Genomic DNA, 22,435 nt, shown 5'->3' on the forward strand with positions numbered 1-22,435 from the left:
CTACAGCGTGACCCGGACCTGGGTGCCGTATCCGGCTTCCGAACTGATCGCCATCGAGCCGCCCATGGCCTCGATTCGTACCTGCAGCGAGGCCAACCCGATGTGCCCCTCGGCGACCGATTGGGCCACCGTCGACGGATCGAATCCCTTGCCGTCGTCGGCCACGGTGAGCACGACACGATCGCCCGACCGGTAGAGGCCGACCGAAATCGTGCTCGCGCCGGCATGTTTGTTGATGTTGCCCAGCAACTCGCGGGCGGCGCGGTACAGCAGGGCCTGACCTTCGGGGTGCCCGACGTCCTCCAGGTCCGCCCGCACCGTGATATCCGGCCGGGTCTCGTACTGGCGCAACAGTTCCCGCACCGCCGGGGTGAGCCCCAGCTGCGCCAGAACCTGGGGATGCAACGCGGTCACCGTGGAGCGCAGGCCGACCGCCGTCTCCTGCAGGGCGGCGTGGACCCGGTCCAGCCCAGGGTCAGGGATGCGTTCGCGGATCTCGTCGAGCTCCAGGCGTGCGGCCATCAGGATCTGCAGCGGCCCGTCGTGAAGATGTTCGGCCAGTTCGGCATTGCGCAGGTCATCGGCCCGGGTGGACTCCGATACCAGCTGGCGCCGTACCTCCATCAGCGTCCGCACCCGCGCCGAACGCCGCGCCAGCACGAAAGACAACGCCGCCGACGCGACCGCCAGCCAGGCCAGAAATCCCACGTGCATATAGACGATGTCGGGCAGACCGACGTTGTCGTCACGTTCGGAATACAGGATCCACACCGCCAGGTAGCCCAGTGCGGTGCAGCCACCGAGCAGCGCGGTCAGCCACGGACGATCCTGGAACGCAACGGAAATGGGCAACAGGAAGAACACCGGCAGCAGCGCCGCGGTAGCACCGCCCGACACCGCGCAGAGGGCGACGAGCACCAGCACGTCGACCGCGGTGGAGGCCCACTCGGCCCACGGCGGCATGGGCCCGCGGAACACCACCACCAGCCACAGCACTGCCACGGCGGTGTACACGCTCAGGATCACCGCGTACAGGACCGGTAGCCAGTGGTCGACATCCCATACCGAGACCAGCACCACGATCAGGCCGATCAGCGGCAGCCGCAGCAGCGCCGAGACCCGGACCGGTTGAGTGGTGAAGAACTCGACGACGCGCCCGCTGGCCATGTCAGTCCAGCAGCCGGCGGCGCATCGCCTCCGCGACCGCCGCGCCCCGGTCGCTCACACCGAGTTTCTCGTACAGACGTTGCACGTGGGTCTTCACCGTCGACGGGGCGAGGAACAGCTCCTTGGCCATTGCCGGGATGGAGCGGCCCTTGGCAATCAGGTCGAGCACCTCGCGTTCACGCGGGCTGAGCACCGGGACATCGGGTTCGTTGCGACGACGGATCTCGCCGGCCAGCCCGGCCGCCAGGTTCGGGTCGAGCACGTCACGGCCTTTGGCACACGACAACACGGCGTTCACCAGCTCACTGCGGGTGGACTCCTTGGACAGGAACCCGGCCGCCCCCTGCTGCAGCGCGGTGTAGACGATGGCCGACTCATCGTGCGCGGAGACCAGCAACACCCGGGTGGGCAGCTCGTCGCGGCTCACCGCGGCGGCCACCTGGGCCCCGTCGAGCTGCGGCATCCGGTAGTCCAGCAGGGCCACCTGTGGCTGATGGGTTCTGATCAATTCCAGTGCGTCGGCGCCGTTGTCGGCCTCGGCCACCACGTCGATCTCGCCGCTGGAGATCAAGGCGCGCACCACGCCTTCGCGGAACATCGGGTGGTCGTCGCCCACCACCACCCGCACCTTTTCGGCCATGCGCCACAGCATGGCACAGCGCGGGTCGGTGATCAGCGCGTTTAGAGTCGGCGGTATGCATCTGGACGAGCTGCAGTGGTTCGTGGTGCTTGCCGAGACCGAGCATGTCACCGACGCCGCAGCCGAACTCGGCATCAGCCAGCCCACCTTGTCACGCGCGCTGGCCCGGATCGAGGAGCAGGTGGGGGTGCCGCTGTTCGATCGGGTCAATCGACGGCTTCGGCTCAATGCCTACGGTCGCATCCTGTTGGAGCACGCACGTCGCAGCATCAGCGAAATCCGTACGGCCACTGAGCGAATCGCGGAGTCGCGCGATCCCGATACCGGAACGGTGCGGCTGGCGTTCCTGCATTCGCAGGCCGGCTGGTTCGTGCCCGATCTGCTGCGACGGTTCCGCGCCGAGGCTCCGTTGGTGCGCTTCGAGCTGTTCCAGGGTGCGGCCCACCAGATCGTCGAACGCCTGGCCAATGGCGAGGCCGACCTGGCGATCACCTCACCACGCCCGGAGGGTTTCCGCTGGCGCGGGCTGCACATGGAGCGGTTGTGCCTGGCTGTGCCGCGTGAGCATCGTTTCGCCCGGCGGTCCCGGATCCGGCTGGCCGACGCCGGCGCCGAACCCTTCGTGGCGCTGGCGCCGGACTTCGGGTTGCGCCAGCTCACCGATGAGCTGTGGGCCGAGGCCGGGATCTCGCCGCCCGTGGTGTTCGAGGCCATGGAGATCCCGACCATAGAAGGGCTGGTGGCGGCGGGATTCGGGGTGGCCGTCGTGCCGGTGCCGCGGCCTGAACGGGCCGAGCCGGGCGCCGCGTACATACCCCTGTCGGAGAGTTCCGCCAAACGCCAGATCGGCCTGACCTGGAACGCGGACCGCGAACTGCCGCCGGCCGCGGCCCGGTTGGCCGAATTCGTCATGCATGACGTGCATGACATTGACTAGTCTCATGCATTGGACACATCTTTGCGGGCGCCCTACCGTCGACTGAGTGTCCACCTCCCTGACCTCCGTTGACTGGCAGGGGCATTCACGTGGCTCGAACGAGTACCGGCGCCTGCTGGCCGCATTGTTCTGCGCCGGGGTCGCCACCTTCGCGCAGCTGTACTCGCCCCAGGCCGTCCTCCCGCTGATCGCCCGCGATATGGGCACCGGCGCCGCCCACGCCGCGTTGACCATCTCGGCCGCCACGGTCGGCCTGGCGCTGGGCGTGATCCCGTGGTCCGCCCTGGCCGACCGGATCGGCCGGGTCCAGGCGATGACGATATCCATCAGTGCGGCAACCGTTCTCGGGCTCATCGTGCCGTTGGCCCCGAGTGCGCCGCTCCTGCTGTCCGGCCGGCTTCTCGAAGGGCTGATGCTGGGCGGGGTGCCCGCGGTGGCCATCGCCTACCTCACCGAGGAGATCGAGGCCGGACATGCCGCCCGCGCGGCAGGCACCTACGTCGCGGGCACCACGATCGGCGGACTGGCCGGCCGCCTGGTCACCGGGCCCATCGCCGAGTTCGCCGGGTGGCGCGTCGGCGTGCTGGTGGTCGCGGTGCTGTGCGGCCTGTCGGCGTTCGCATTCGTCAAACTCGCCCCGCCCGCGCGCGGCTTCACCCCGACCCGCAGCCGCAACCTGGCCCGGCGACTGGCCGAGAACCTGCGCTCACCTCGTCAACTGGTGCTCTACAGCCAGGGCTTCCTGCTGATGGGCGGGTTCGTGGCGATGTACAACTTCCTCGGGTTCCGGCTGATGGCCGCACCGTTTCACCTGCCGCAGACCGTGGTCAGCCTGGTGTTCCTGGCTTACCTCTCGGGGACCTGGGCCTCGGCCCGGGCCGGCGCCGAGGCCACCCGGTTCGGCCGCAAGACCGTGCTGATCGGCTCGATCGCCACGATGATCGCCGGCGTCGCGATCACCCTGGCCGGCAACGTGATCGTGGTGCTGATCGGGCTGGTGATCGCCACCGCCGGGTTCTTCGGCGCGCATGCGATCGCCTCGGGCTGGGTCGGCGCGGCCGCCGGTGACGGCAAGGCGCAGGCGTCCTCGCTGTACAACCTCTTCTACTACGCCGGCTCCAGCTTGATCGGCTGGGTCGGCGGGCTGGCGTTCGACGCCGCGGGGTGGCCGGCCGTGGCCGGCACTGTAATGGGTCTGGCAGTGCTGGCCGGGGTGTTGGCCTGCACGCTCGGCGGCCACCACCCCGGCGAGCCGCGCAACTACCAGAGCTCGATGTCCCGGCCGTACTCCGACTCAGGGCGCAAACCGAAGTAACGCCGCTGCGACTCCTCGATGAGGACGTCGTTGATGCTGGCCTCGCGGCGGGCCATCAGGCCCTCCGGGGTGAACTGCCACAGTTCATTTCCGTAGCTGCGGTACCACTGGCCCTGCGCGTCGTGCCATTCGTACTGGAACCGCACCGCCATCCGGTTCTCCCGGAACCCCCACAGGCTCTTGCGCAGAACGTAGTCCAGCTCCCGCTCCCATTTGGCGGTCAGAAACTCCACGATCTGTTCGCGTCCGACGATGTGCAGGTCGCGATTGCGCCACTGCGAGTCCGGCGTATAGGCCAGGCTGACCCGCTGCGGGTCGCGGGTGTTCCAGGCGTCCTCGGCGGCCTGAACCTTCTGCAGGGCTGTTTCCAGAGTGAAGGGCGGGAAAGGCGGGCGGGTCTCGGTCATGCCACCTTTCTACCTGTCTAACCATGTGGCTATCGTGGCTGGCATGGACTTCGCGATGTCGGCCAAAGCGGCTGATTACCACTCCCGGTTGACCGACTTCATGGTGGAGCACGTTCTGCCCGCCGAAGCCTCGTACCACGCCTATCGCGACGAGAAGGGCGCAGGAGATCACACGGTGCCGCCGGTGGTCGAGGAGCTCAAGGTCAAGGCGAAGGCTGCCGGGCTGTGGAATCTCTTCCTGCCCTCGGAGTCCGGCCTGACCAACCTGGAGTACGCGCCGCTGGCCGAACTGTCCGGGTGGAGCCTGGAGATCGCCCCCGAGGCGCTCAACTGTGCGGCCCCGGACACCGGGAACATGGAGACCCTGCACCTGTTCGCCGACGAGGCACAGCGCAAGCAGTGGCTGGATCCGCTGCTGGCCGGTGAGATCCGCAGCGCGTTCGCGATGACCGAACCCGCCGTGGCGTCCTCGGATGCCCGCAACATCGAGACCACGATGCTGCGCGACGGTGCGGACTATGTGATCAACGGCCGCAAGTGGTGGATCACCGGGGCGGCCGATCCGCGCTGCAAGATCCTGATCGTGATGGGCCGCACCAATCCCGACGCCGCCTCGCATGCCCAGCAGTCGATGATCCTGGTGCCCGTCGACACCCCCGGGGTGGACATCCAGCGCTCGCTGCCGGTGTTCGGCTGGCAGGACCAGCACGGGCACTGCGAGATCGTGTTCGACAACGTGCGGGTGCCGGCCGAGAACCTGCTCCATGAGGAGGGCAGCGGTTTCGCGATCGCCCAGGCCCGGCTGGGCCCGGGCCGGATCCATCACTGCATGCGCGCGCTCGGTGCCGCCGAGCGTGCCCTGGCCTTGATGGTCGACCGCGTGCAGAAGCGCGTCGCGTTCGGCAAGCCGTTGGCCGAACAGGGTGTGGTGCGCGAGTCGATTGCCAAGTCCCGCAATGAGATCGACCAGGCCCGGCTGCTGTGCGAGAAGGCTGCCTGGATGATCGACCAGGAAGGCAACAAGGCTGCCCACGTGCTGGTCTCCCAGATCAAGTCGGTGGCCCCGCAGATCGCCTGCGATGTCATCGACCGAGCCATTCAGGTGCACGGCGCGGCCGGGGTCAGCGACGACTTCCCGCTGGCCCGGCTGTACTCGTGGCACCGCGCCATGCGACTGTTCGACGGTCCCGACGAGGTCCACATGCGGACCATCGCCCGAGCCGAGCTGGGCCGGGAGAAGTCACCTCTGGCAGCAGCGGCGGTGACTGCGCAGTGACCGCCCAACTCGGAGAACTGTCGGGGGCGTGGAATTTTCGGGACGTCGCCGAGATCACCGGAACCCGGCCCGGACTGCTGTACCGCTCCAGTGAGTTGAGCCGGCTGTCCGACGTCGGCCGTGAGGAGTTCCGCCGGATCGGCATCACCGATGTGGCCGATCTGCGTTCGGGCCGGGAGGTGCAACGGCACGGACCGGGCCAGGTGCCCGACGGCGTGTCGATCCACCTGCTGCCGTTCCACCCCGACGATTCGTCGAATCAGGAAGCGCCGCACGAGTCGACGTTCCAGCGGGTGATGTCCGAGTCACCCGGCGACGAGGACGTCAGCGAATCGGCCAAGCGCTACATGACCGAGGTGTACGAGGAGTTTCCCACCCTGCCCGGCGCGCATCTCGCTGTGCGCCAGGTGATCTCCCTGCTGAGCCAGGAGCGTCCGGTGATCGCGCACTGCTTCGCCGGCAAGGACCGGACCGGATTCACGGTCGCCACGGTGCTGCACGCCGCCGGTGTCGACCACGACCTGGTGATCGCGGACTTCCTGCGCAGCAACGACGCGATTGCGCCGCTGCGGGAACGGATCCTGGAGAATGTGCGCGCCAAGTCCGAGGGCACGCCCGAGGTGATCACCTTTGCCGAGGCACGGTTGACCGACGAGGTGCTCGGTGTGCGCGAGGAGTACCTCGACGCGGCATGGCGCAAGCTCGACGAGGCGTACGGCTCGGTGGGAGGTTTCCTCGAGGCGGCCGCGGTATCGGCGCAGGAGGTCGCCGCGCTGCGGTCAAACCTTCTCGGTTAGGCCGGTCACACCTCCTCGAGCGCTTCGCCCAGCTGCTCGGCGATTCGGTTGTGCTCGTTGTGCATCAGCATGTGCCCGGCGCCGAGCAGCACCGCGACCGGCCAGTCGATGATCTCGACCGCCGCCAGTATCCCCAGCGCGCCGTAGTAGGCCAATTGCTCAGGGTGAGGCACCTTGACCCGGCCCACCACCGGCAACGTCATCGTGAATCCGTGGGCATCGCGCACGGTGCGCACCGCGGCACGGTGTCCTTTTGCCGATTTCGAATTTTCTGTCATTGGTCACCTTTCGGTCACGTCGACTTCGACATCTCGACTTGTCGACTTCGCAGCGTGAGAGGCGTGAGTACATCAGGTTCCGGTGCGCCCGCCGATCCGTTGACCGACGCCGTTTCCCGGGTCTTGGCCGTTCCATTGCGCGAGCTGTATGCGGTGCTGTGGCGCTGCGGGGTGCTCGACATCGACGACTGAGGCGGCTCCTGCCACAGCGGGGTGAACCTCGACACCAGCCGGGGCGCGACCGCGGCGATGCCGGTGGCCACCCCCGCCGCGGTGAGCGCCTGCGCCCATCCGAGTGGGTCCAGCGGGGTGCAGCCCAACAACTCGCTGACCCCGGGTGTGCTGATCGCCGCCCCCAGTGACACCAGGGAGCCGGCCGCGGTGGCGATCACCAGGGGGCTGTGCGAGTCGATCAGGGTCTGGGCCAGCTGGGTGGACACCAGTGCCACCAGCCCGACCGTGGAGGCGCGCCGGGGTGCCAGCGGGAAGCCCGCCGACAACCAGGCCCCGGTGGCCGCGCCCGCCGTCGCCGCACCCCGTATCGCTACCGTTCGCCACAACTCGGTCCGGTCGGGCCCGTGGCCGGCGCCCGGCGTCGATCGGGTGGTGGAACTGACCGCCAGCGCGGCGGCCGGCAGCGCATCGGTCATCATGTTCACCAGCAGCAGTTGCCGGGTGTTGAGCGGCGACCGGCCGGTGAGGGCGCTGCCGATGATCGAGAACACCACTTCGCCCGCATTGCCGCCGAGCAGTACCGCCACCGCAGCCTGAACCCGGCGCCACAGCAGGCGGCCCTCATCCAGCGCATCGATCAGGGAACCGATCTGCCCGTCGAGAAGCAGCACGTCGGCCGAACTATTGGCCGGGTCGCTGCCGCGCCCGGCCACCCCGATACCCACGGTGGCGGCCCGGATGGCTGCGGCGTCGTTGGCCCCGTCGCCGACCATGGCACAAACCTGGCCGGTGCGTTCCAGCGTCTGCACGATCTGCACCTTGTGCTCCGGCGACATCCGGGCAAAGACCCGGCGTTCCCGCACGGCGCGTTCCTGGCTGCGCCGTGGCATCGCCACCCATTCCTCACCGCTGATGACCTGATCCGCGGTGACCGAAAGGCCCAATTCCGCGGCGATCGCGTTCGCCGTGACCGGGTGATCCCCGGTGATCAGTCGCACGCCGATCTTGCTCTCCCGTAACGATGCCAACACCTGGGCCGCTTCAGCCCGGGGCGTGTCGGACAATCCCACCAAGCCGACGAACCGCAAACGCCGGGCACACAGCGCAGCCAGCTGGTCGGCATCGGCTCGGCCCCGTTCGGCCTGCGACGGGGTCAGCGTGCGTTGGGCCACCGCGAGCACCCTGAGTCCTCTTCGCGCCATCTCGTCGACCGTGCGCCCGACGGCGGGGTCCAGTTCACCGCAGGCGGCCAGCACCACCTCGGGTGCGCCTTTGACAGCCAGCTGGCCTCCGAGCAGCACGGCCGAGAATTTTCGGCCGGAGCGGAACGCCAGATATGTGCCGATCCTGTTGGGCGCCAGACGAGTAGCCGCCTCGGCCACGGCCGCGTCGGTCGCGTGTTCGTAGCGGTCGCCGTTCTTCGGCGGGGTGGCCGCAGCGGCGCAATCGAGCACGTGCTGTTCAGAAGCCGCGCCACCCACCGTCCGTACTTGGGAAACCCGAAGACGGTTCTCACTGAGCGTGCCGGTCTTGTCGAAACACACCACGTCCACCCGGCCGAGCGCCTCCACGGACCGCGGACTGCGGACCAACGCCCCGGCGCGAGTCAGCCGTCGCGCCGATGCCTGCTGAGCCAAGGTCGCCACCAATGGCAGCCCCTCGGGCACAGCAGCCACCGCGACCGCCACACCGCTGGCCACCGCATTTCGCAGCGGCTGCATGCGCAGCAGGCCCAGCCCGCTGACCAGTGCGCCACCGGCAATGCTGAAGGGCAGGGCCCGGTTGGTGAGCTCGCGGAGCTGCGTCTGCAGGCCGACCGACGGACCGGCGCCGTGCCCGATATCGGCAGCACGCCGAGCCTGGGTGGCATCGCCCACCTCGGTCACCACGGCGACCACGGTTCCGGCCACCAATGTCGTCGTCGCATAAAGCATGCAGTAACGCTCGGCGAGGACGGCGCCGGGAGTGGCCTCGACCTCTTTGGGCACCGGCAGCGATTCGCCGGTGAGCGAGGCTTCATCGACCTCGGCATCGATCGCCTCGAGGATCCGGGCGTCGGCCGGCACCACTTCCCCTGGACGCACCTCGATGACGTCTCCGCGCCGCAGCAGCGTTGCCGCCACACTCTCGTAGCCGTCGCGATCACGGTCACCGACAACTCGGCGAGCGGGCGGATCCTGAACCGCCAACAGCCGGCTCAGCAGCCGCTCGGCCCGCACTTGCTGGGTGGCCGCCAGCATGGCGTTGCCGGTCAGCACCGACCCGACCAGAATCGCGTCGACCGGTGAACCGAGCATGGCGCTGGCGGCCGAGCCGATGGCAAGCACCGGGGTCAGAGGATCGGAGAGCTCCGCGCGCAGGGCCGCGACGAGTTCGACCAGCTGCCGAGGTACGGCACTCCGGTGCCCTCGCGCCTCTTGAGACTCACCCCCGCGCGAATCGCCCAGTGAGCCAGCATCTTCGGCGACTCGACCGAGCACCTGCCCTGGCGTCATCGCGTGCCAGTCTTCGACGGATTCCGCCTTGGGTTCGGCAGCCTGCATGATTCTGCGTGCCAGCCAGAATCCATTGACCAGGCCTGCCGCGGCACCCACGGTCACCGGTCCGGGACCCCGGCCGCGAACGCCGGGCACCATCAGGAGCGCACCGAGCAGCGTCCCTCCGGTAGCGAGTTCGACACCACGCTCGCTGGCCCGACGCGCGGCGGGCATGGCATGCAGCAGACGCCACACCCCGGAGAGATCGGCGGCCAGGACGTCGGCCTGCCACGGGGTGCCGGAGTGCCGGCTCAGCAACCCGACCGAGAAATCCGCGGCACACAGCGCGCGGGCCGCGTCCACCGACAGCACGGCCACGGTGCGACCGTCGCGCTGCAGGGTGTCGACCGCACGCGCCAGAGCCGAATCGATGTCGGTGTCGGCCTGGTGCAGATCGTCGAACGACGAACGCAGGTCACCGAGTTCGTCGAGATCCAGGGATACCGCCTGCGCGCCTGCGCGACGGACCTCGGCCAGCACACCGTGGGCGCGCGGGTCGTGACTGTGGCACACCAGCACCCGCCCCCGGGCCCTGCCGTTCCGCACGGCTCCGGCGAAGGCCGGTGCCACCGGGTGCCAACCGGCGGAGAGCTGACCCGCCTGCAGCTGGTCCTGGGCCCACTGCCACACCGCGGCACGATCGGATTGGGCGACATCGCGGAATTGCCCCACCCGCAGCTCTTCGGTGGTCAGCACCCGGGGGTCGACCACCACGGCGTCGACTCGGTCGAGGGTGCGTAATGCATTGGACCGCAACGGAACCAAGTCTCCACGGTCGGCCAGGCCACGACCGAGCGTGCTGGCGAAAGCCTCACGAGAATTGCGCGCCGCCTTGGGCGCGGTCACGACGGTAGCGGTGGCGGCGGCGCCGAGATCTCGCGTCAGTACGCCCACCGCGGCAGCGGCTGCCGCCTGCGCCCGACCGCAACGTTCGGCATACCGCTCCACCACCCCGTCGGGCAGCGGGCACGGACGTGGCCTCACGGGTACCACCGTGCGACAGTCGGCGTGCGCCGCCAGCCGCGGCTCGACTGCCTGCCAGGCGTCGGCAGCGGCGACCGCCTCGGCGAGCTGGGAGAGGTGCCGGAGGAATTCCACGGTGACCGCCGCGGGAGCCTGGGTGAGCGCATACACGGTGGCGGCACCGATGCTCAGGACAGTGTCGGCGCCCTGCTGGCCGAGTCGGGCTTCGATCACCGCCCGCACCTTCGGCTGGTAGTCGACGGCGCTGATAGCCGCCATCACGCCGTCCGGCAACCTCGGCAGCATCAGCGTGCGGCCCAATACCGCGGCACCGATGCCGATACCGCTCGCCGCCGCGGCGACGCCTTTGAGGACCAGCAGAATTCCGTCGCCCGGCAGGTCGTTGGGCCGCGGTCCTGACGTTGGGGTCCCCACCGCGGATTCAGCGTCGGCCACGATGCCACACAGCCGGGGCAGGTCGATCCCGTCCGGGTCGATGTCGTCGAGCTCGACGACCACGCGCGACAGCGGATAGTTCAGTTGTGCCGAGCGCACCTCGGGCCGGGCGCGGAGTTCGCGCAACACCACGGCCCCGATCCGCCGGCCGCCCTCGGTCTGCAGCCCGCGCACCTCGATCCAGCACCGGTCGGTGCCGCGCCAACACCGGCGGGCGGGGGCACCACCGACCAATTCCACTGCCGCCGCGAGAACCGTCTGCACCGGCTGCACAAAAGGTGCCGCAGCCAGGGCGGCTGCGCCGTTGATGATCCGGCCGATCGCGGTGATCACTTAGAGCGGGTCGCCGCCCCAGGACGTCGAGCCGTCGAGCGGCGACCCGCGGCTTTGGCTGCGCTGGTTGCCGAAGAAGGCTTGGTCGTCGACGACGACTTGGGCGCCGAGGAACGCTTGGGCGCCGATTCCGCGCGGGGCGCTGCCCCGGCCCGGCCGTTCCCTGCGCGTCGATTGAGCTCGTGTACGACCAGCGTCGCCCCGCCGACGGTCAACAGCACCGGCCATTCGACGAGGCCTGCCGCCCCCACCGCGGCCAGCGTGAGTGCGGCCGCGGCAGGCGATCTGCTGCCCTGGCTCACCCCACTTCGAATACCGGCGCCAACCCCTTTGATTCCCCCGACCACTCCACTGACGGCTGCGCCGCCTACGGCTCCAGCAGCCGCGGTGGCGGCGTCAGCGGTCCGGCTTACCACCTGGACGGCGCCTGAGACGATGTTCATGATTCGGACTCCTCACGTTCACCGAATCAACAACTACCCCCTCAGCCCGCGCTCTACACCTGGGTTGGGCAAACCTGACAGGAACTTGCCAGACCGGGACGCAGCAGCTTCCGCCGGACTACGCGGCGCCACGTGCCACGGTGGCAGCAAACGTGACGCGCACCTCGTCGGCCACCTTCATCGCGCCCATCAGCATCGAGTACTGCTTGATGCCGAAGTCGCTGTGCCGCACGTTGGCCTGACCGGAGATGCGCCAGGAGTCGCCGTCCGCGTCAACCCGGACATCGACAGCCTGGTGGGCGTTGTCACCGGAGATCTCAAGGGTCCCGACGATCCGATAAGTGTCGGCTTCGTGGACGATCTCGGTGGATCGAAAGATCGCCAGGGGGAATCGCTTCGCGCGCAACGTCTTCAGCGCATTGGATCGGATCAGCACCTTCTCGGCACCAGACAACGGAGTCATGCCGCCCTCACCCCTCAACACGTCCAGGGAATCGAGGTCGACGGTCACCTCCACCGCCGCCGGCTCCTCGCCATCCCATTCCACGGTCGCGTGCCAGGAGCGCATCGCGATCGTCAACCGATGGCCCATCCGCGACGCACTCCCCGTCACGCCGGTACGCAGCAGCAGTTCGCCCGAGTCGGGGCCCAGGTTCCACTGCGTCACGACGCGATCACCAGACCCGCCACCCACGTGATGGTCGCCAGGAGGGCTCCGGTCAGCTCGACACCGACCGACAGCGCAACTCCCTTGAGCGCGTGCACAGTTGACGTCCAGGCCCGCCGGTAGTCACGACGTGCGGCCAACTCCGCCAGGTACACACCCGCGACGAAGCCGATCACCAACCCGATCACCGGGATGACGAAGAAGCCGATCAGGCCGAGGACCCCACCGGCCACCAGGCTCCACATCCCCACCTCGGCGGCCCGCATCCGCCGGACCGGCCACGCGTACTTGATCACCTCGGCCGTCACGAAGAACACGGCCGCCACGCCGAGCGTCACCCACGACGCCGTGGTGTGTTCGACGACGGCCCACACCGCGATCGCGGCGAACACCAGAAACCCGCCGCCAGGCAGCACGGGCAGCACGATGCCGATAAGTCCGACAGCGATTACAAGTGCGACAAGAACAATTCCGAGTGTGCTCACGGTTTCTGCCCGCGCACCCACTGCATGGTGCCCATGGTCTTGGAACGTACCCGCTCCAGGCCGAGCCCCTCGAACCGATCGGCGAGCTCATCTTCGGCGAAGAAGCGGGCACCGCCCTTCGACAGCAGCCGCGCGGGCCCCCGGGTCGTCGCCGTGGGCACCATGATCGCCATGCGCCCGCCGGGGCGCAGCACCCGCACCATCTCCGCCAGTGCGGCCTCGGCGTCGGGGATCAACTGCAGCACCGCAATCGAGGTCACCGCATCGAAGACGCCATCCCGGAACGGGAGCTTCTGAGCGTCGGCGCGCAGGAAACCGACCTGCCGGCCCGCTTCGGCCGCGACCGCACGCGCCAGCATGGGCTCCGAGATATCCACACCGAGCGCGTACCCGTCCAGCCCGGCCGCCCGTGCCAGCGCGGCCGTCACGTTCCCCGGACCGCTGCCGACATCGAGCGCGACCCCGCCGGGCGGGATGTCGAGCCATTCGGTGGGCTCCTGCCACGCCGTCAGCACCTTGCGCCCGATCCCCTGGACACCGTCATAGAGCATCGACCCGACCGGTGACGCCCACATCTTCTGGATGAATCCCGCATTTTTGGGGGCGTCGCTCCCGTCCCCCAGCAGATCGAGATACCCCTTGCTGACGTCCGGCTCGGCCGGTGGATCGATCAGGAGATCCAGCGCCTTGCGCAATGCCCCACTCGATGCGGTGTCCACACCTCTACGCTACGCACCGAGTTGGTCGGCAAGGTCGACAAAATCCGTCGCGACGATGTCGAAGTCGTCGGACGCGACGTCGTGCGGAGCCCGGTCCGGCCCGTACTCCAGGGGCCGGGCCACGTACGCGGTCCCGAGCCCGGCCGCGCGGGCGGCCCGCAGGTCGGAGGGATGGGCCGCAACGAGCGTCAGCTCCTCGGGCGCGATGTCGAGCAGCTGGGCGCAGCCCTGATAGGCCTCCGGGTCCGGCTTGTAATGCCGGAACAGCTCGGCTGAGATCACGCAATCCCATGGCAGCCCGGCATGTTTGGCCATGTTGGTGAGCAGTGAGACGTTGCCGTTCGACAACGTCGTGATGAGGTAGCGCTGCTTGAGCCGGGTCAGCCCGACCACCGAGTCCGGCCACGGAGCCAGGCGGTGCCAGGCCCGGTTGAGATGGTCGATCTCGGCGTCCCCGGCCCGGATGCCCGCGGCGCCGAGCAGGTCGACCAGGATCGCGCGATGCAGATCGTCGATCCTGGTCCACGGCAGCTCACCGCGGCGCACCCGGTCCATCGCCGGGGCATAGCCGGCCCGCCATTTATCGGCGAAGGCCGGCCAATCCCGTTGCAGCCCACGGCTTTCGCCGAAGGCTTCCAGCTCACCGATGATGCTGGACCGCCAATCCACGACGGTCCCGAACACATCGAAGGCCAGAGCTCGCATCATGGCTCCAGGACGAGCTTCCCGCGTACCGAACCGTTGGCCAGCGCATCGAGGGCAGCCGCACCCTCGGACAACGGGAACCGCACCGGTGGCGGCGGACGCAACCCGGCGGCCACCAACTTCGTCAGCTCGGCTCCGACCTGCGCCTGGGCGGCCGGGTGGCGGCGCACGAACTCTCCCCAGCCGACACCGACCACGCTGACGTTGCGCAGCAACAGCCGGTTCACCTTGACCGTCGGGATCCCGCCGCCCGCGGCGAAACCGATGACGAGCAGCCGACCTTCTGGGGCCAGCACCCGGATCGCGTCGTCGAAGGCGTCGCCGCCGATCGGGTCGACGACGAGGTCGACGCCCTGGCCGTCGGTGGCTTCCATCACGGCCTCGCGCCAGCCATCGGCCAGCGGCAACACCACGTCGGCGCCGAGCGACGACACGAACTCCTCGGCCCCGGACCGGTGCACCATCGCAATGACCTTGGCGCCCATGGCTTTGGCCAATTGGATCGATGCGGCACCGATGCCGCCCGCCGAGCCGAGGACCAGGACGGTCTCCCCCGGAACCAGCCCGCCGCGACGGGCCAGCGCGAACTGCATCGTGTAGTAGTTGCCCAGCAGCGATGCCGCTTCACCGTCATCGAGACCGTCGGCGGTGGGGATCACGTTGGCCGGTACCGCCGCGACCTGCTCGGCGTACCCGCCGATCATCGAGAACGCCGAAACCCGCTGTCCCGGGGTGAACCCGGAGCCCTCGGGTGCCGAGCGCACCGTTCCGGCCACCTCCATGCCGGGCGTGAACGGCGGTTCCAGCCGCAGCTGGTACTCACCGCGCAGCAACAGCAGATCGGGGAAGCAGACGCCGGCGGCGCCGACGTCGATGATGACGGTGCCCGCATATGCGGGATTACCGGCCAGATCATCGACGTCGACGTACGCCAGCCCGGATGTACCGGTAAGTGCCTGCGCTACAAGCGCTTTCACCAGTCCTAGCCCAGCTTGAAGCTGGCTTGCTGAGCGGCGGAAAGATCGGTGATCTCGCCCCACTTGGCAGCGATGTCATCGACGGAGGGCACGTCGGTGAAGGTGATGCCGTCGTTCTGGAACAGTGCGGTGCGCTGCACCTTGCCACCGCCGACGATGAACACCGAGTCGGTGTCGGGCAGTTCCTCGGTCATCAGGTAGGCCACCACCGGGGCGACGTACTCGGGGGTGAGTTTCTCGAACACCTCGGGCGGCAGGATGTCCTGGGTCATGCGGGTGGCGGCGATCGGGGCGACCGCGTTGGTCTTGATGTTGTACTTGGCGCCTTCCTGGGCCAGCGTGTTGATCAGACCGACCAGGCCGAGCTTGGCGGCACCGTAGTTGGCCTGACCGAAGTTGCCGAACAGACCGCTGGTGGAGGTGGCGACGACGACACGGCCGAAGCTCTGCTCCCGGAAGTGCGGCCACGCCGCACGGATGACGTTGTAGCCGCCGTAGAGGTGCACCTTGAGCACCGCGTCCCACTGCTCGAACGTCATCTTGTGGAAGGTGCCGTCACGCAGGATGCCGGCGTTGGAGACGACGCCGTCGACCTTGCCGAACTCGTCGATCGCGGTCTTGATGATGTTCTCGGCGCCCTCGGACTCGGCGACGCTGTCGTAGTTGGCGACGGCGCGCCCGCCGGCGGCCTTGATCTCGTTGACAACCTCGTCGGCCATGTTGTGGCCGGCGCCGGTGCCGTCGCGGGCGCCGCCCAGGTCGTTGACGACGACGCTGGCGCCCTCGCGGGCCAGCGTCAGGGCGTATTCACGGCCCAGACCACCACCGGCTCCGGTGACGACGACAACACGGTCCTGCACTCCTGGCATGGGGATTCCTCCTCGGTAACGGGCCGCGAAACGGCTCAGCTCCCCTCCTGTATACGGCGGGCGGATAACTGCCGGTTAACCGGGTCGGCTAGCACTCAATCGGGGCCGGGCCGACATGTTTCTGCCATCGAGGGGTCAATTGCCGCCAACGTCGCGGATCCGGAAATCAACCGCGCCCGGCTTTAGTTGAACCAGTCAAGAAAGAGAATCGAGAAGAGGCAGAGGAAATGAAGAAGTTCGGATTCACCGCAGTCATCGCCAGTGGTCTGGCCGCCGCCGTCCTGGGCCTGGCCGGCCCGGCTTCCGCCGATGTGTCCCACCACGGTTGGCTGGATCAGATCGGCCCGCACGTGACCGTGCCGCACGTCGACACCACCGTGCACCAGAGCCACTGAGGCGTCGCCGGGATCGCAGACGAGACACGCGGACAAGTCCCGATGAACCGGTGGGTCCAGTGACCACTGTCACGGGGTCCGGCAGGGTTTAACAGGAATAAACCCCGAGGTCCGCCGGTTGGAATTACGCGGAATGTGTTCCCAAAAAGGATAGAAATAAATGAAGAAGTTCGGAATTCCCGCAGTGCTCGTCAGCGGATTGGCCGCCGCCCTTCTGGGCCTGGCATCACCCGCCTCCGCCGGAGTCGACCACCACCTCTGGGTGCACCAGATGCACCAGAAGGCGACCGCTCCTCAGGTTGACACCACGGTCAAGCACACCAACGTGACTCGCACCAACGCGATGCCCAACCGCTGATCGACAACGAAAAAGGAAGGGGCGCCCCATAATCGGGGCGCCCCTTTCGTTGTGTCAGAGGTCGGGATCAGAGCTTTTCGGCTGTGACGAACGTCGAGAAGCCGGCCGGGTCACGGTGGATCGTTTCGACATAGCGGCCCAGGCGGCGCATCTCGTCGAGGGAGTGCACCCCGGCCGAACGCCAGCCGTGCTCGGCAAGCCACTGCTCGACATCGGCCCGCTGCGGGTCGTCGTACATCAATTCCTGGACATCGAGCGCATGCTGCATGTTGAACGTGGCCGCGAACCGCTCGAAGCGCTCCCGCATCTCCTCGCGTCGTTCACGAGCCGTCACGCCCGCGGTCTCGGCCGCGATCCGACTACCCGGCGCCGACAGTTCGGTGACGAGATCGAAGAGACGATCCTGGGCATCGGCAGGCAGATACATCAACAGGCCCTCGGCCAACCACGCGGTCGGCTGCTGCGCGTCAAAACCCGCTTCCCGCAAGGCCGTCGGCCAGTCGAAGCGTAGATCGACGGGCACTTCGCGACGCTGCGCGGCGGGCTCGACGCCATGCTCGGCCAATGTCGCCGACTTGTACTCCAGCACCTTGGGCTGGTCGATCTCGAACACCGTGGTGCCGGCCGGCCACTCCAGCCGATAGGCGCGGGAGTCCAGGCCCGACGCCAGGATGACGATCTGACGGATACCCGCGTCGACGGCATCGGCGAAGAAGGCGTCGAAGAAATGGGTGCGCACCGCCTGATAACTGCCCATGTGCTCGAAGACCGCGGCGGCCTCGGTATCGACAGCACCGATCTTCTCGACGAGGTCGCCGTCCAACAGTGACTCCCACACGCCGGTTCCGGCACCGGCGACCAGGATCGCCGCGTACGGATCGCGGATCAGCGGGTTCTCCCGGCCGGTCTCCCCGGCCCGGGCGGCGGCGACCATGACGGCCGTCGAGCCCACGCTGGTGGCGATGTCCCAGGTGTCGTCGTGGCTGCGCAGTGAGCTCATCGGGATTCTCCATCCAGTCGGGCGCGCAACAGCGCGCTGTCCAAGCCGAGTTCAGCCAGTTCGTCGGCGCGGACCGGCCGGCCCAACCGGGCCATCTCGTCGGCGCTGTTCACCGCGTCCACATCCCAGCCGTGTGCCGCAAGCCATTCGGCGGCGTCGGCCCGCTCGTCATCGGTGTACATCAGCGCGTCAGCGTCGATATCCAGCCCCAGCGAGGTCCGCATGTGCTCGCCCCGGGCCCGGCGCGCGGCGCGCTTCTCCGGGGTGTAACGGGCCGGGTCCATGGCGAAATCCTCGACCGCCAGGCGGCTGCCGGGTGCGCTGTGGGCGCCGACGAGTTCGAACAGCCGGTCCTGGGCCTCGCCGGGCAGGTACGGCAGCAGACCCTCGGCCAGCCACGCGGTCGGCTGCTCCGCGTCGAATCCGGCGTCGATCAGGGCTGCGGGCCAGTCGTCGCGGAGGTCGACCGGCACCGGGACGTGTTGTGCCCGGGCGACGGCCCCGTGCGCCTCCAGTGTTGCTGACTTGTACTCCAGCACCTTGGGCTGGTCGATCTCATACACCGTGGTGCCGGCCGGCCAGTCGAGCCGGAACGCGCGCGAGTCCAGTCCTGCGGCCAGGATGACGACCTGGCGGATGCCGTCGTGGGTGACCTCGGTGAAGTAGTCGTCGAAGTAGTGGGTACGCACGGCCTGGTAGTTGCGGGCCATGACGTGGATGCGGTGGGCCTCCGGATTGTCGCCGATCCAGTGCGGTTCGCTACCGGCCAACTGCGCCCACGCGGGACCGGCCGCCGCCGCCAGCAGAAAGGCGAACTCGTCACGAATCAAAGGATCGGGTTGTACGGTCTCGGCAGCACGGGCGGCGGCCACTGCCAGCGCGGTGGCCCCGACGCTCTCGGTGACGTCCCAACTGTCGCCCTCGGCCCGACCCGGCCGCACATCGCTCAGATCAGTCATTTGCCAGACAATGCTACCGAAGAACTTAGCCGAGCTATACGGCTATGTGGGGCACCTCACGGTGCCGATGCGTCAGTCGCGCAGTTGCCAGAGCTTGTTCGCCATCAAGAGTTCGAACTTGTCCACGATGACGGCCACGTCGTCGCGATGCCCCACGTAACCGGCATAAAAGCCCATGCCCCACATCACCGCGACCAGCATCTCCACGATCGCCGGGATGTCGGTGTCGGTGCTCAACTCACCGCCCTGGATGGCCTCGTCGACCGCCCACTTGACGAACTCCCGCGAGCTGCGCAGCGCGTCGTGCTCCTCGGAAATCAGTTCGGGATGGCGCTGGGCCTCCAGGACCGAGGTGACCAGAAACGCGGCTGCCGACCGGTCAGTCGATTCCGCATCCATCGCCGCGGCAAAGAACGCCGAAATCCGGTTCAGCAGAGTGGTGGCGTCCCGGGCTTTGGCAATGCCCGCGGCGATCACCTTCGCATTGGTCTGCTCGACCACATCGCGGTACAGGACACGTTTGCTGCTGAAATAATGATTGATTGCCGGCCGGGTGAGATCGGCGCGAATCGCTATCGCCTGAAACGTAGCTGCGTCGTAGCCAAGTTCGCTAAAAACTTCACGGGCAGCACGCACGATGCGTTCACGGGTCTCCGCCGCCTTTGCTGCGGGAGGACGTCCCGGTCCTCGGCTCGCTGTGTGGGCCACGATCAAATTGTGCCACACGTCACCTGAGAGCCCCGATGCCGTCATGTTGGTGTGCGTTATATGCGGCTGACCAGCAAAGCCCCACCGCGCCCGAAATTGGCCGACGAACTAGCGTGGTCCGTTATGTCGGGGGTTGTTTCACGGGAGTCGTACTTCGAGACCGGTCTGGATGTGTTGTCCGATCTCGGGTACGGCGGGCTCAAACTCGCCGAGGTGTGCAACCGGCTGGGCGTCACAACCGGGTCCTTCTATCACTACTTCCCCAACTGGGCGTCCTACACGAAGGAACTCATCGCGCACTGGCGTGAGGCCCGCACCCTGCGGGTGGTCGAGGCGCTGCGCGCCGACCACGATCCGCACCACCGCATCGAGACCATGATCGGCGAGGCGCTGGCCCTGCCCCACGGCGCCGAGGCCGCCATCCGGGTATGGAGCTCGCTGGACCCCGAGGTCTACACCGTGCAGGCCGTGGTGGACCAGTTGCGCTTCGACATCATCTACGAGTCGGCGCTCGAGCTCATCGGCGACGAGCGCAACGCCCGGTACTTCGCGGCGTGGAGCCTGTACCTGATCGTCGGCTTCGAACAGAGCACCCTGCCGCGCGACACCGATGCCCTGCAGTGGATCACCGGCCAGATGCGCGACGCGCTGGAATCGGGCCGGTTCACTCCGGCCGCCGGTTCGGACCAACCGGTCTAACATCGGCGATCATGCTGACCCCGGCCGAGATCTGGCACCGGGCAGCTGACCGCCTGCGCGACGCGCTACGCGCCCGGGACCCCGAATTCGACGCGCTACGCCGCGCCCTGCGGGCCGCCATCGTCCTGCCCATCGCGGCTGCGGTCGGCTTCGCCGTCGGCGGCGACTCCCAGACTCCGCTGTTCGCGATCTTCGGCGCGGTGTCCCTGCTCATCACCGCCGATTTCCCCGGCAACCGGCCCGCCCGGGCGCTCGCCTACGGCGGCCTGGCCGTCAACGGCGTGGTGTTGATCGTGCTTGGCACCGTGCTGGCTCCGTATCCGTGGCTGAGCGTGGCGGCGATGTTCGTCGTCGGCATGGTGGTGTCGTTCTCCGGGGTGCTCAGCGAGATCGTCGCCGCCGGGCAGCGCGCCACGTTGCTGCTGTTCGTCCTGCCGCTGTGCACGCCCGTCGGCCCGATACCCGACCGGCTGCTGGGCTGGCTGATCGCGCTCGTGATCTGCGTGCCTGCCGCGCTGTTCCTGTTCCGGCCGAAGCATCACGACGAGCTGCGCCGCTACTCGGCGCGGGTATGCCGGCTGCTGGCCGACCGGCTCGAGGGCCAGGCCTCGGCCCGCGACGTCACCCGCGCGATGAACAAGCTGTACGAAAGCTTCCTCGGCGCGGACTACCGGCCCGTCGCCCTCAGCGCGGGCAGCCGGGCGCTGGTGCGCGTCGTCGACGACCTCGGCTGGATCTGCGACCAGGTCACCGATGACACCGGGGAATTGCTCGGCGCGATGCGCGACCCGGCGGTGCGGGTGCTGCGAGACAGCGCCGCGCTGCTGCGGATCCATGATCGGGCCGAACGTGCCGCGCGCGGAATCGATCTGCGCGCGGCACTGGGCGAGCAACGCACCGTGGCCCAGGGCAGTTACCGCGACGACATCACGCAGATCCTGGGTACCGCCGACGACGCGGCCGCCGTCGAACTCGGCCGCGGCCTGCTGATCCGGCGCACCATCTCGGCCACCATCGCGGTCACGGGGCGGGTGATCGGCAATGCCGCGCTGGCCGACGCGCGCCCGGTGTGGGCCCGGGTGTTGGGCCGGCGGCTGCCCGAGACCGGCGCCGCCGACTGGGTGATGCCCGAGGCTGTCGCGGTCGCGGCCATCGCCAAGGGCCTGGTGGCCACGCGGGCGGTGGTGCTGCGCAACAGTCTGCGCACCGGGTTGGGACTGGCCGTGGCGGTGGCCGTCACGCACGTGTTCCCGGTCCAACACGGATTCTGGGTGGTGCTGGGCGCGATGTCGGTACTGCGCAGCAGCGCACTGACCACCGGGACGCGGGTGCTGCGGGCCGTGGCCGGCACCGCGATCGGATTCGTGCTGGGCGCGGTGCTCATCGAGTTCGTCGGGGTGGACCCCGTGGTGTTGTGGATCCTGTTGCCCCTCGTGGCATTCGGGTCCGCCTACGTGCCCGAGGTCGGATCGTTCATCGCCGGGCAGGCGGCGTTCACCATGATGGTGCTGATCAACTTCAACCTGATCGTGCCGACGGGCTGGCGCGTGGGGCTGGTCCGGGTCGAGGACGTCGTCGTCGGCGCGATGGTCGGGATCGTGGTGTCGCTGCTGTTGTGGCCACGGGGCGCGACGGCGTCGGTGTCGAAGGCGATCGACCAGGCCCGCGCGGCGGGTGCGCAGTTCCTGAAGTACGCCGTTCTTCGCGTGACCCGGGGCGCCTCCGAACAGGCCACCGACCGCGTCGTCGCCCTGGGACACGACGCGCTTTCGGCCTCCCGGACCCTTGATGATGCTGTCCGCCAATACCTTTCGGAGAACGGTGGGCCCAGCGACCAACGCGCTCCGGTGGTGCGCGCAGCCAACCGGGCCAACCGGGTGCGGGCCGCGGCCGAGCTGATCGCCGACGTCGTGCCGCCGCCGCTCGGCGTCTACCCACGCACCCGCGAAGTGATCGAGGAGCACGCCGCGGCCATCTGCGCCCGGCTCACCGGCGCCGACGCCACCGCGGTGCTGGTGCCGATCGGGGAGAGTTTCGTGGTGTCGTTACGCGCCGAGGCCGCCGGAACGGATCTTGCCGTTTCGGCGGCCCTGCCGCTGGTGGCGGCTGCAGCGCATCTCGGCGAGCTGGAGCTGTTGTACCCGCAGCCCGCCGAGTCGGTGGGTTAGCCC

General features: G+C 68.5%; 23 protein-coding genes and 1 pseudogene. 9 read left to right on the top strand and 15 right to left on the bottom strand.

What is annotated here, in order from left to right; translation table 11 throughout:
- The gene (locus ACZYZ7_RS13460; protein WP_450070870.1) at positions 1-1,167 is read right to left on the bottom strand and encodes a sensor histidine kinase; all 1,167 of its coding nucleotides are present in this window, start codon (positions 1,165-1,167) and stop codon (positions 1-3) included.
- A 1-nt stretch (position 1,168) separates the two neighbouring features.
- A complete protein-coding gene (locus ACZYZ7_RS13465; protein ID WP_135451415.1) occupies positions 1,169-1,819 on the bottom strand; it encodes a response regulator in 651 nt (216 codons plus the stop codon).
- Positions 1,820-1,862: 43 nt separating this feature from the next.
- Here ACZYZ7_RS13465 and ACZYZ7_RS13470 point away from each other — a divergent pair, with 43 nt between their 5' ends.
- Positions 1,863-2,744 (top strand): LysR family transcriptional regulator, encoded by an 882-nt coding sequence (locus ACZYZ7_RS13470; protein ID WP_450070871.1) that lies wholly within the window; start codon positions 1,863-1,865, stop codon positions 2,742-2,744.
- Between the two features lie 46 nt (positions 2,745-2,790).
- Complete coding sequence (locus tag ACZYZ7_RS13475) at positions 2,791-4,059, top strand: MFS transporter (protein WP_450070872.1); 1,269 nt, start codon at positions 2,791-2,793, stop codon at positions 4,057-4,059.
- Here ACZYZ7_RS13475 and ACZYZ7_RS13480 read toward each other — a convergent pair.
- A complete protein-coding gene (locus ACZYZ7_RS13480; protein WP_135451413.1) occupies positions 4,005-4,466 on the bottom strand; it encodes a nuclear transport factor 2 family protein in 462 nt (153 codons plus the stop codon). The genes ACZYZ7_RS13475 and ACZYZ7_RS13480 overlap by 55 nt on opposite strands.
- 55 nt (positions 4,467-4,521) lie before the next feature.
- Between ACZYZ7_RS13480 and ACZYZ7_RS13485 the strand changes: the two genes are divergently transcribed.
- Together ACZYZ7_RS13485 and ACZYZ7_RS13490 are read left to right on the top strand one after the other, a co-directional pair.
- Complete coding sequence (locus tag ACZYZ7_RS13485; protein WP_450071023.1) at positions 4,522-5,742, top strand: acyl-CoA dehydrogenase family protein; 1,221 nt, start codon at positions 4,522-4,524, stop codon at positions 5,740-5,742.
- A complete protein-coding gene (locus ACZYZ7_RS13490; RefSeq protein ID WP_463741116.1) occupies positions 5,739-6,539 on the top strand; it encodes a tyrosine-protein phosphatase in 801 nt (266 codons plus the stop codon). Before ACZYZ7_RS13485 ends, ACZYZ7_RS13490 begins: the two co-directional genes overlap by 4 nt.
- A 5-nt stretch (positions 6,540-6,544) precedes the next feature.
- Here ACZYZ7_RS13490 and ACZYZ7_RS13495 read toward each other — a convergent pair whose 3' ends face one another.
- Positions 6,545-6,817 carry a hypothetical protein gene (locus tag ACZYZ7_RS13495; RefSeq protein ID WP_135451411.1) on the bottom strand — a complete coding sequence of 91 codons (273 nt, stop codon included), beginning with the start codon at positions 6,815-6,817 and terminating at the stop codon, positions 6,545-6,547.
- Positions 6,818-6,880: 63 nt separating this feature from the next.
- Here ACZYZ7_RS13495 and ACZYZ7_RS13500 point away from each other — a divergent pair, with 63 nt between their 5' ends.
- The gene (locus ACZYZ7_RS13500) at positions 6,881-7,009 is read left to right on the top strand and encodes an Rv1535 domain-containing protein (RefSeq protein ID WP_463741411.1); all 129 of its coding nucleotides are present in this window, start codon (positions 6,881-6,883) and stop codon (positions 7,007-7,009) included.
- Between the two features lie 65 nt (positions 7,010-7,074).
- On the opposite strand, the pseudogene ACZYZ7_RS13505 reads toward ACZYZ7_RS13500, so the two are convergent.
- From ACZYZ7_RS13505 to ACZYZ7_RS13540, 8 genes and pseudogenes are all read right to left on the bottom strand, one after another.
- Positions 7,075-10,797: pseudogene (locus ACZYZ7_RS13505) on the bottom strand (cation-translocating P-type ATPase); the annotation flags it as partial.
- Between the two features lie 479 nt (positions 10,798-11,276).
- Positions 11,277-11,723: a hypothetical protein gene (locus ACZYZ7_RS13510; protein ID WP_463741117.1), complete on the bottom strand. Its 447-nt coding sequence runs from the start codon at positions 11,721-11,723 to the stop codon at positions 11,277-11,279.
- 118 nt (positions 11,724-11,841) lie between these two features.
- Positions 11,842-12,390, bottom strand: coding sequence for a YceI family protein (locus ACZYZ7_RS13515; protein ID WP_286174533.1), 549 nt, complete (start codon positions 12,388-12,390; stop codon positions 11,842-11,844).
- The gene (locus ACZYZ7_RS13520) at positions 12,387-12,875 is read right to left on the bottom strand and encodes a DUF456 domain-containing protein (protein WP_450070877.1); all 489 of its coding nucleotides are present in this window, start codon (positions 12,873-12,875) and stop codon (positions 12,387-12,389) included. The genes ACZYZ7_RS13515 and ACZYZ7_RS13520 overlap by 4 nt, the downstream gene beginning before the upstream one ends.
- On the bottom strand, positions 12,872-13,594 hold the full coding sequence (locus ACZYZ7_RS13525) for a class I SAM-dependent methyltransferase (RefSeq protein WP_463741118.1): 723 nt from the start codon (positions 13,592-13,594) through the stop codon (positions 12,872-12,874). The genes ACZYZ7_RS13520 and ACZYZ7_RS13525 overlap by 4 nt, the downstream gene beginning before the upstream one ends.
- 9 nt (positions 13,595-13,603) lie before the next feature.
- Complete coding sequence (locus tag ACZYZ7_RS13530; RefSeq protein WP_463741119.1) at positions 13,604-14,302, bottom strand: haloacid dehalogenase type II; 699 nt, start codon at positions 14,300-14,302, stop codon at positions 13,604-13,606.
- A complete protein-coding gene (locus tag ACZYZ7_RS13535; protein WP_450070880.1) occupies positions 14,299-15,276 on the bottom strand; it encodes an NADPH:quinone oxidoreductase family protein in 978 nt (325 codons plus the stop codon). The genes ACZYZ7_RS13530 and ACZYZ7_RS13535 overlap by 4 nt, the downstream gene beginning before the upstream one ends.
- Positions 15,277-15,281: 5 nt before the next feature.
- Complete coding sequence (locus ACZYZ7_RS13540) at positions 15,282-16,145, bottom strand: SDR family oxidoreductase (protein ID WP_135451404.1); 864 nt, start codon at positions 16,143-16,145, stop codon at positions 15,282-15,284.
- A 227-nt stretch (positions 16,146-16,372) separates the two neighbouring features.
- Here ACZYZ7_RS13540 and ACZYZ7_RS13545 point away from each other — a divergent pair, with 227 nt between their 5' ends.
- Both ACZYZ7_RS13545 and ACZYZ7_RS13550 read left to right on the top strand, forming a co-directional pair.
- Positions 16,373-16,540: a hypothetical protein gene (locus ACZYZ7_RS13545; RefSeq protein WP_450070881.1), complete on the top strand. Its 168-nt coding sequence runs from the start codon at positions 16,373-16,375 to the stop codon at positions 16,538-16,540.
- Between the two features lie 160 nt (positions 16,541-16,700).
- Complete coding sequence (locus ACZYZ7_RS13550; RefSeq protein WP_135451402.1) at positions 16,701-16,898, top strand: hypothetical protein; 198 nt, start codon at positions 16,701-16,703, stop codon at positions 16,896-16,898.
- Positions 16,899-16,965: 67 nt separating this feature from the next.
- Here the strand turns inward: ACZYZ7_RS13550 and ACZYZ7_RS13555 are convergent, their stop codons facing one another.
- The 3 genes from ACZYZ7_RS13555 to ACZYZ7_RS13565 all read right to left on the bottom strand — a co-directional run bounded on the left by ACZYZ7_RS13555 (position 16,966) and on the right by ACZYZ7_RS13565 (position 19,565).
- Positions 16,966-17,898, bottom strand: a complete 933-nt coding sequence (locus ACZYZ7_RS13555) for a class I SAM-dependent methyltransferase (protein WP_450070883.1) — start codon at positions 17,896-17,898, stop codon at positions 16,966-16,968.
- Positions 17,895-18,857: an SAM-dependent methyltransferase gene (locus tag ACZYZ7_RS13560; RefSeq protein WP_463741120.1), complete on the bottom strand. Its 963-nt coding sequence runs from the start codon at positions 18,855-18,857 to the stop codon at positions 17,895-17,897. The genes ACZYZ7_RS13555 and ACZYZ7_RS13560 overlap by 4 nt, the downstream gene beginning before the upstream one ends.
- Before the next feature lie 72 nt (positions 18,858-18,929).
- The gene (locus tag ACZYZ7_RS13565; protein ID WP_135451399.1) at positions 18,930-19,565 is read right to left on the bottom strand and encodes a TetR/AcrR family transcriptional regulator; all 636 of its coding nucleotides are present in this window, start codon (positions 19,563-19,565) and stop codon (positions 18,930-18,932) included.
- A 123-nt stretch (positions 19,566-19,688) separates the two neighbouring features.
- Here ACZYZ7_RS13565 and ACZYZ7_RS13570 point away from each other — a divergent pair, with 123 nt between their 5' ends.
- Positions 19,689-20,264, top strand: coding sequence for a TetR/AcrR family transcriptional regulator (locus ACZYZ7_RS13570; protein ID WP_135451398.1), 576 nt, complete (start codon positions 19,689-19,691; stop codon positions 20,262-20,264).
- A gap of 11 nt (positions 20,265-20,275) precedes the next feature.
- Positions 20,276-22,432: an FUSC family protein gene (locus ACZYZ7_RS13575; RefSeq protein WP_463741121.1), complete on the top strand. Its 2,157-nt coding sequence runs from the start codon at positions 20,276-20,278 to the stop codon at positions 22,430-22,432.
- Positions 22,433-22,435 lie beyond the last annotated feature (3 nt).

Source organism: Mycobacterium sp. IDUB_17, from assembly GCF_055419465.1.

Coding starts and splice junctions, on each gene's coding strand:
- ACZYZ7_RS13465 (WP_135451415.1), bottom strand. CDS start 1,819: ATGCTGTGGCGCATGGCCGAAAAGGTGCGGGTGGTGGTGGGCGACGAC.
- ACZYZ7_RS13555 (WP_450070883.1), bottom strand. CDS start 17,898: ATGAGCTCACTGCGCAGCCACGACGACACCTGGGACATCGCCACCAGC.
- ACZYZ7_RS13495 (WP_135451411.1), bottom strand. CDS start 6,817: ATGACAGAAAATTCGAAATCGGCAAAAGGACACCGTGCCGCGGTGCGC.
- ACZYZ7_RS13480 (WP_135451413.1), bottom strand. CDS start 4,466: ATGACCGAGACCCGCCCGCCTTTCCCGCCCTTCACTCTGGAAACAGCC.
- ACZYZ7_RS13485 (WP_450071023.1), top strand. CDS start 4,522: ATGTCGGCCAAAGCGGCTGATTACCACTCCCGGTTGACCGACTTCATG.
- ACZYZ7_RS13510 (WP_463741117.1), bottom strand. CDS start 11,723: ATGAACATCGTCTCAGGCGCCGTCCAGGTGGTAAGCCGGACCGCTGAC.
- ACZYZ7_RS13575 (WP_463741121.1), top strand. CDS start 20,276: ATGCTGACCCCGGCCGAGATCTGGCACCGGGCAGCTGACCGCCTGCGC.
- ACZYZ7_RS13540 (WP_135451404.1), bottom strand. CDS start 16,145: ATGCCAGGAGTGCAGGACCGTGTTGTCGTCGTCACCGGAGCCGGTGGT.
- ACZYZ7_RS13570 (WP_135451398.1), top strand. CDS start 19,689: ATGTCGGGGGTTGTTTCACGGGAGTCGTACTTCGAGACCGGTCTGGAT.
- ACZYZ7_RS13560 (WP_463741120.1), bottom strand. CDS start 18,857: ATGACTGATCTGAGCGATGTGCGGCCGGGTCGGGCCGAGGGCGACAGT.
- ACZYZ7_RS13460 (WP_450070870.1), bottom strand. CDS start 1,167: ATGGCCAGCGGGCGCGTCGTCGAGTTCTTCACCACTCAACCGGTCCGG.
- ACZYZ7_RS13530 (WP_463741119.1), bottom strand. CDS start 14,302: ATGATGCGAGCTCTGGCCTTCGATGTGTTCGGGACCGTCGTGGATTGG.
- ACZYZ7_RS13545 (WP_450070881.1), top strand. CDS start 16,373: ATGAAGAAGTTCGGATTCACCGCAGTCATCGCCAGTGGTCTGGCCGCC.
- ACZYZ7_RS13550 (WP_135451402.1), top strand. CDS start 16,701: ATGAAGAAGTTCGGAATTCCCGCAGTGCTCGTCAGCGGATTGGCCGCC.
- ACZYZ7_RS13470 (WP_450070871.1), top strand. CDS start 1,863: ATGCATCTGGACGAGCTGCAGTGGTTCGTGGTGCTTGCCGAGACCGAG.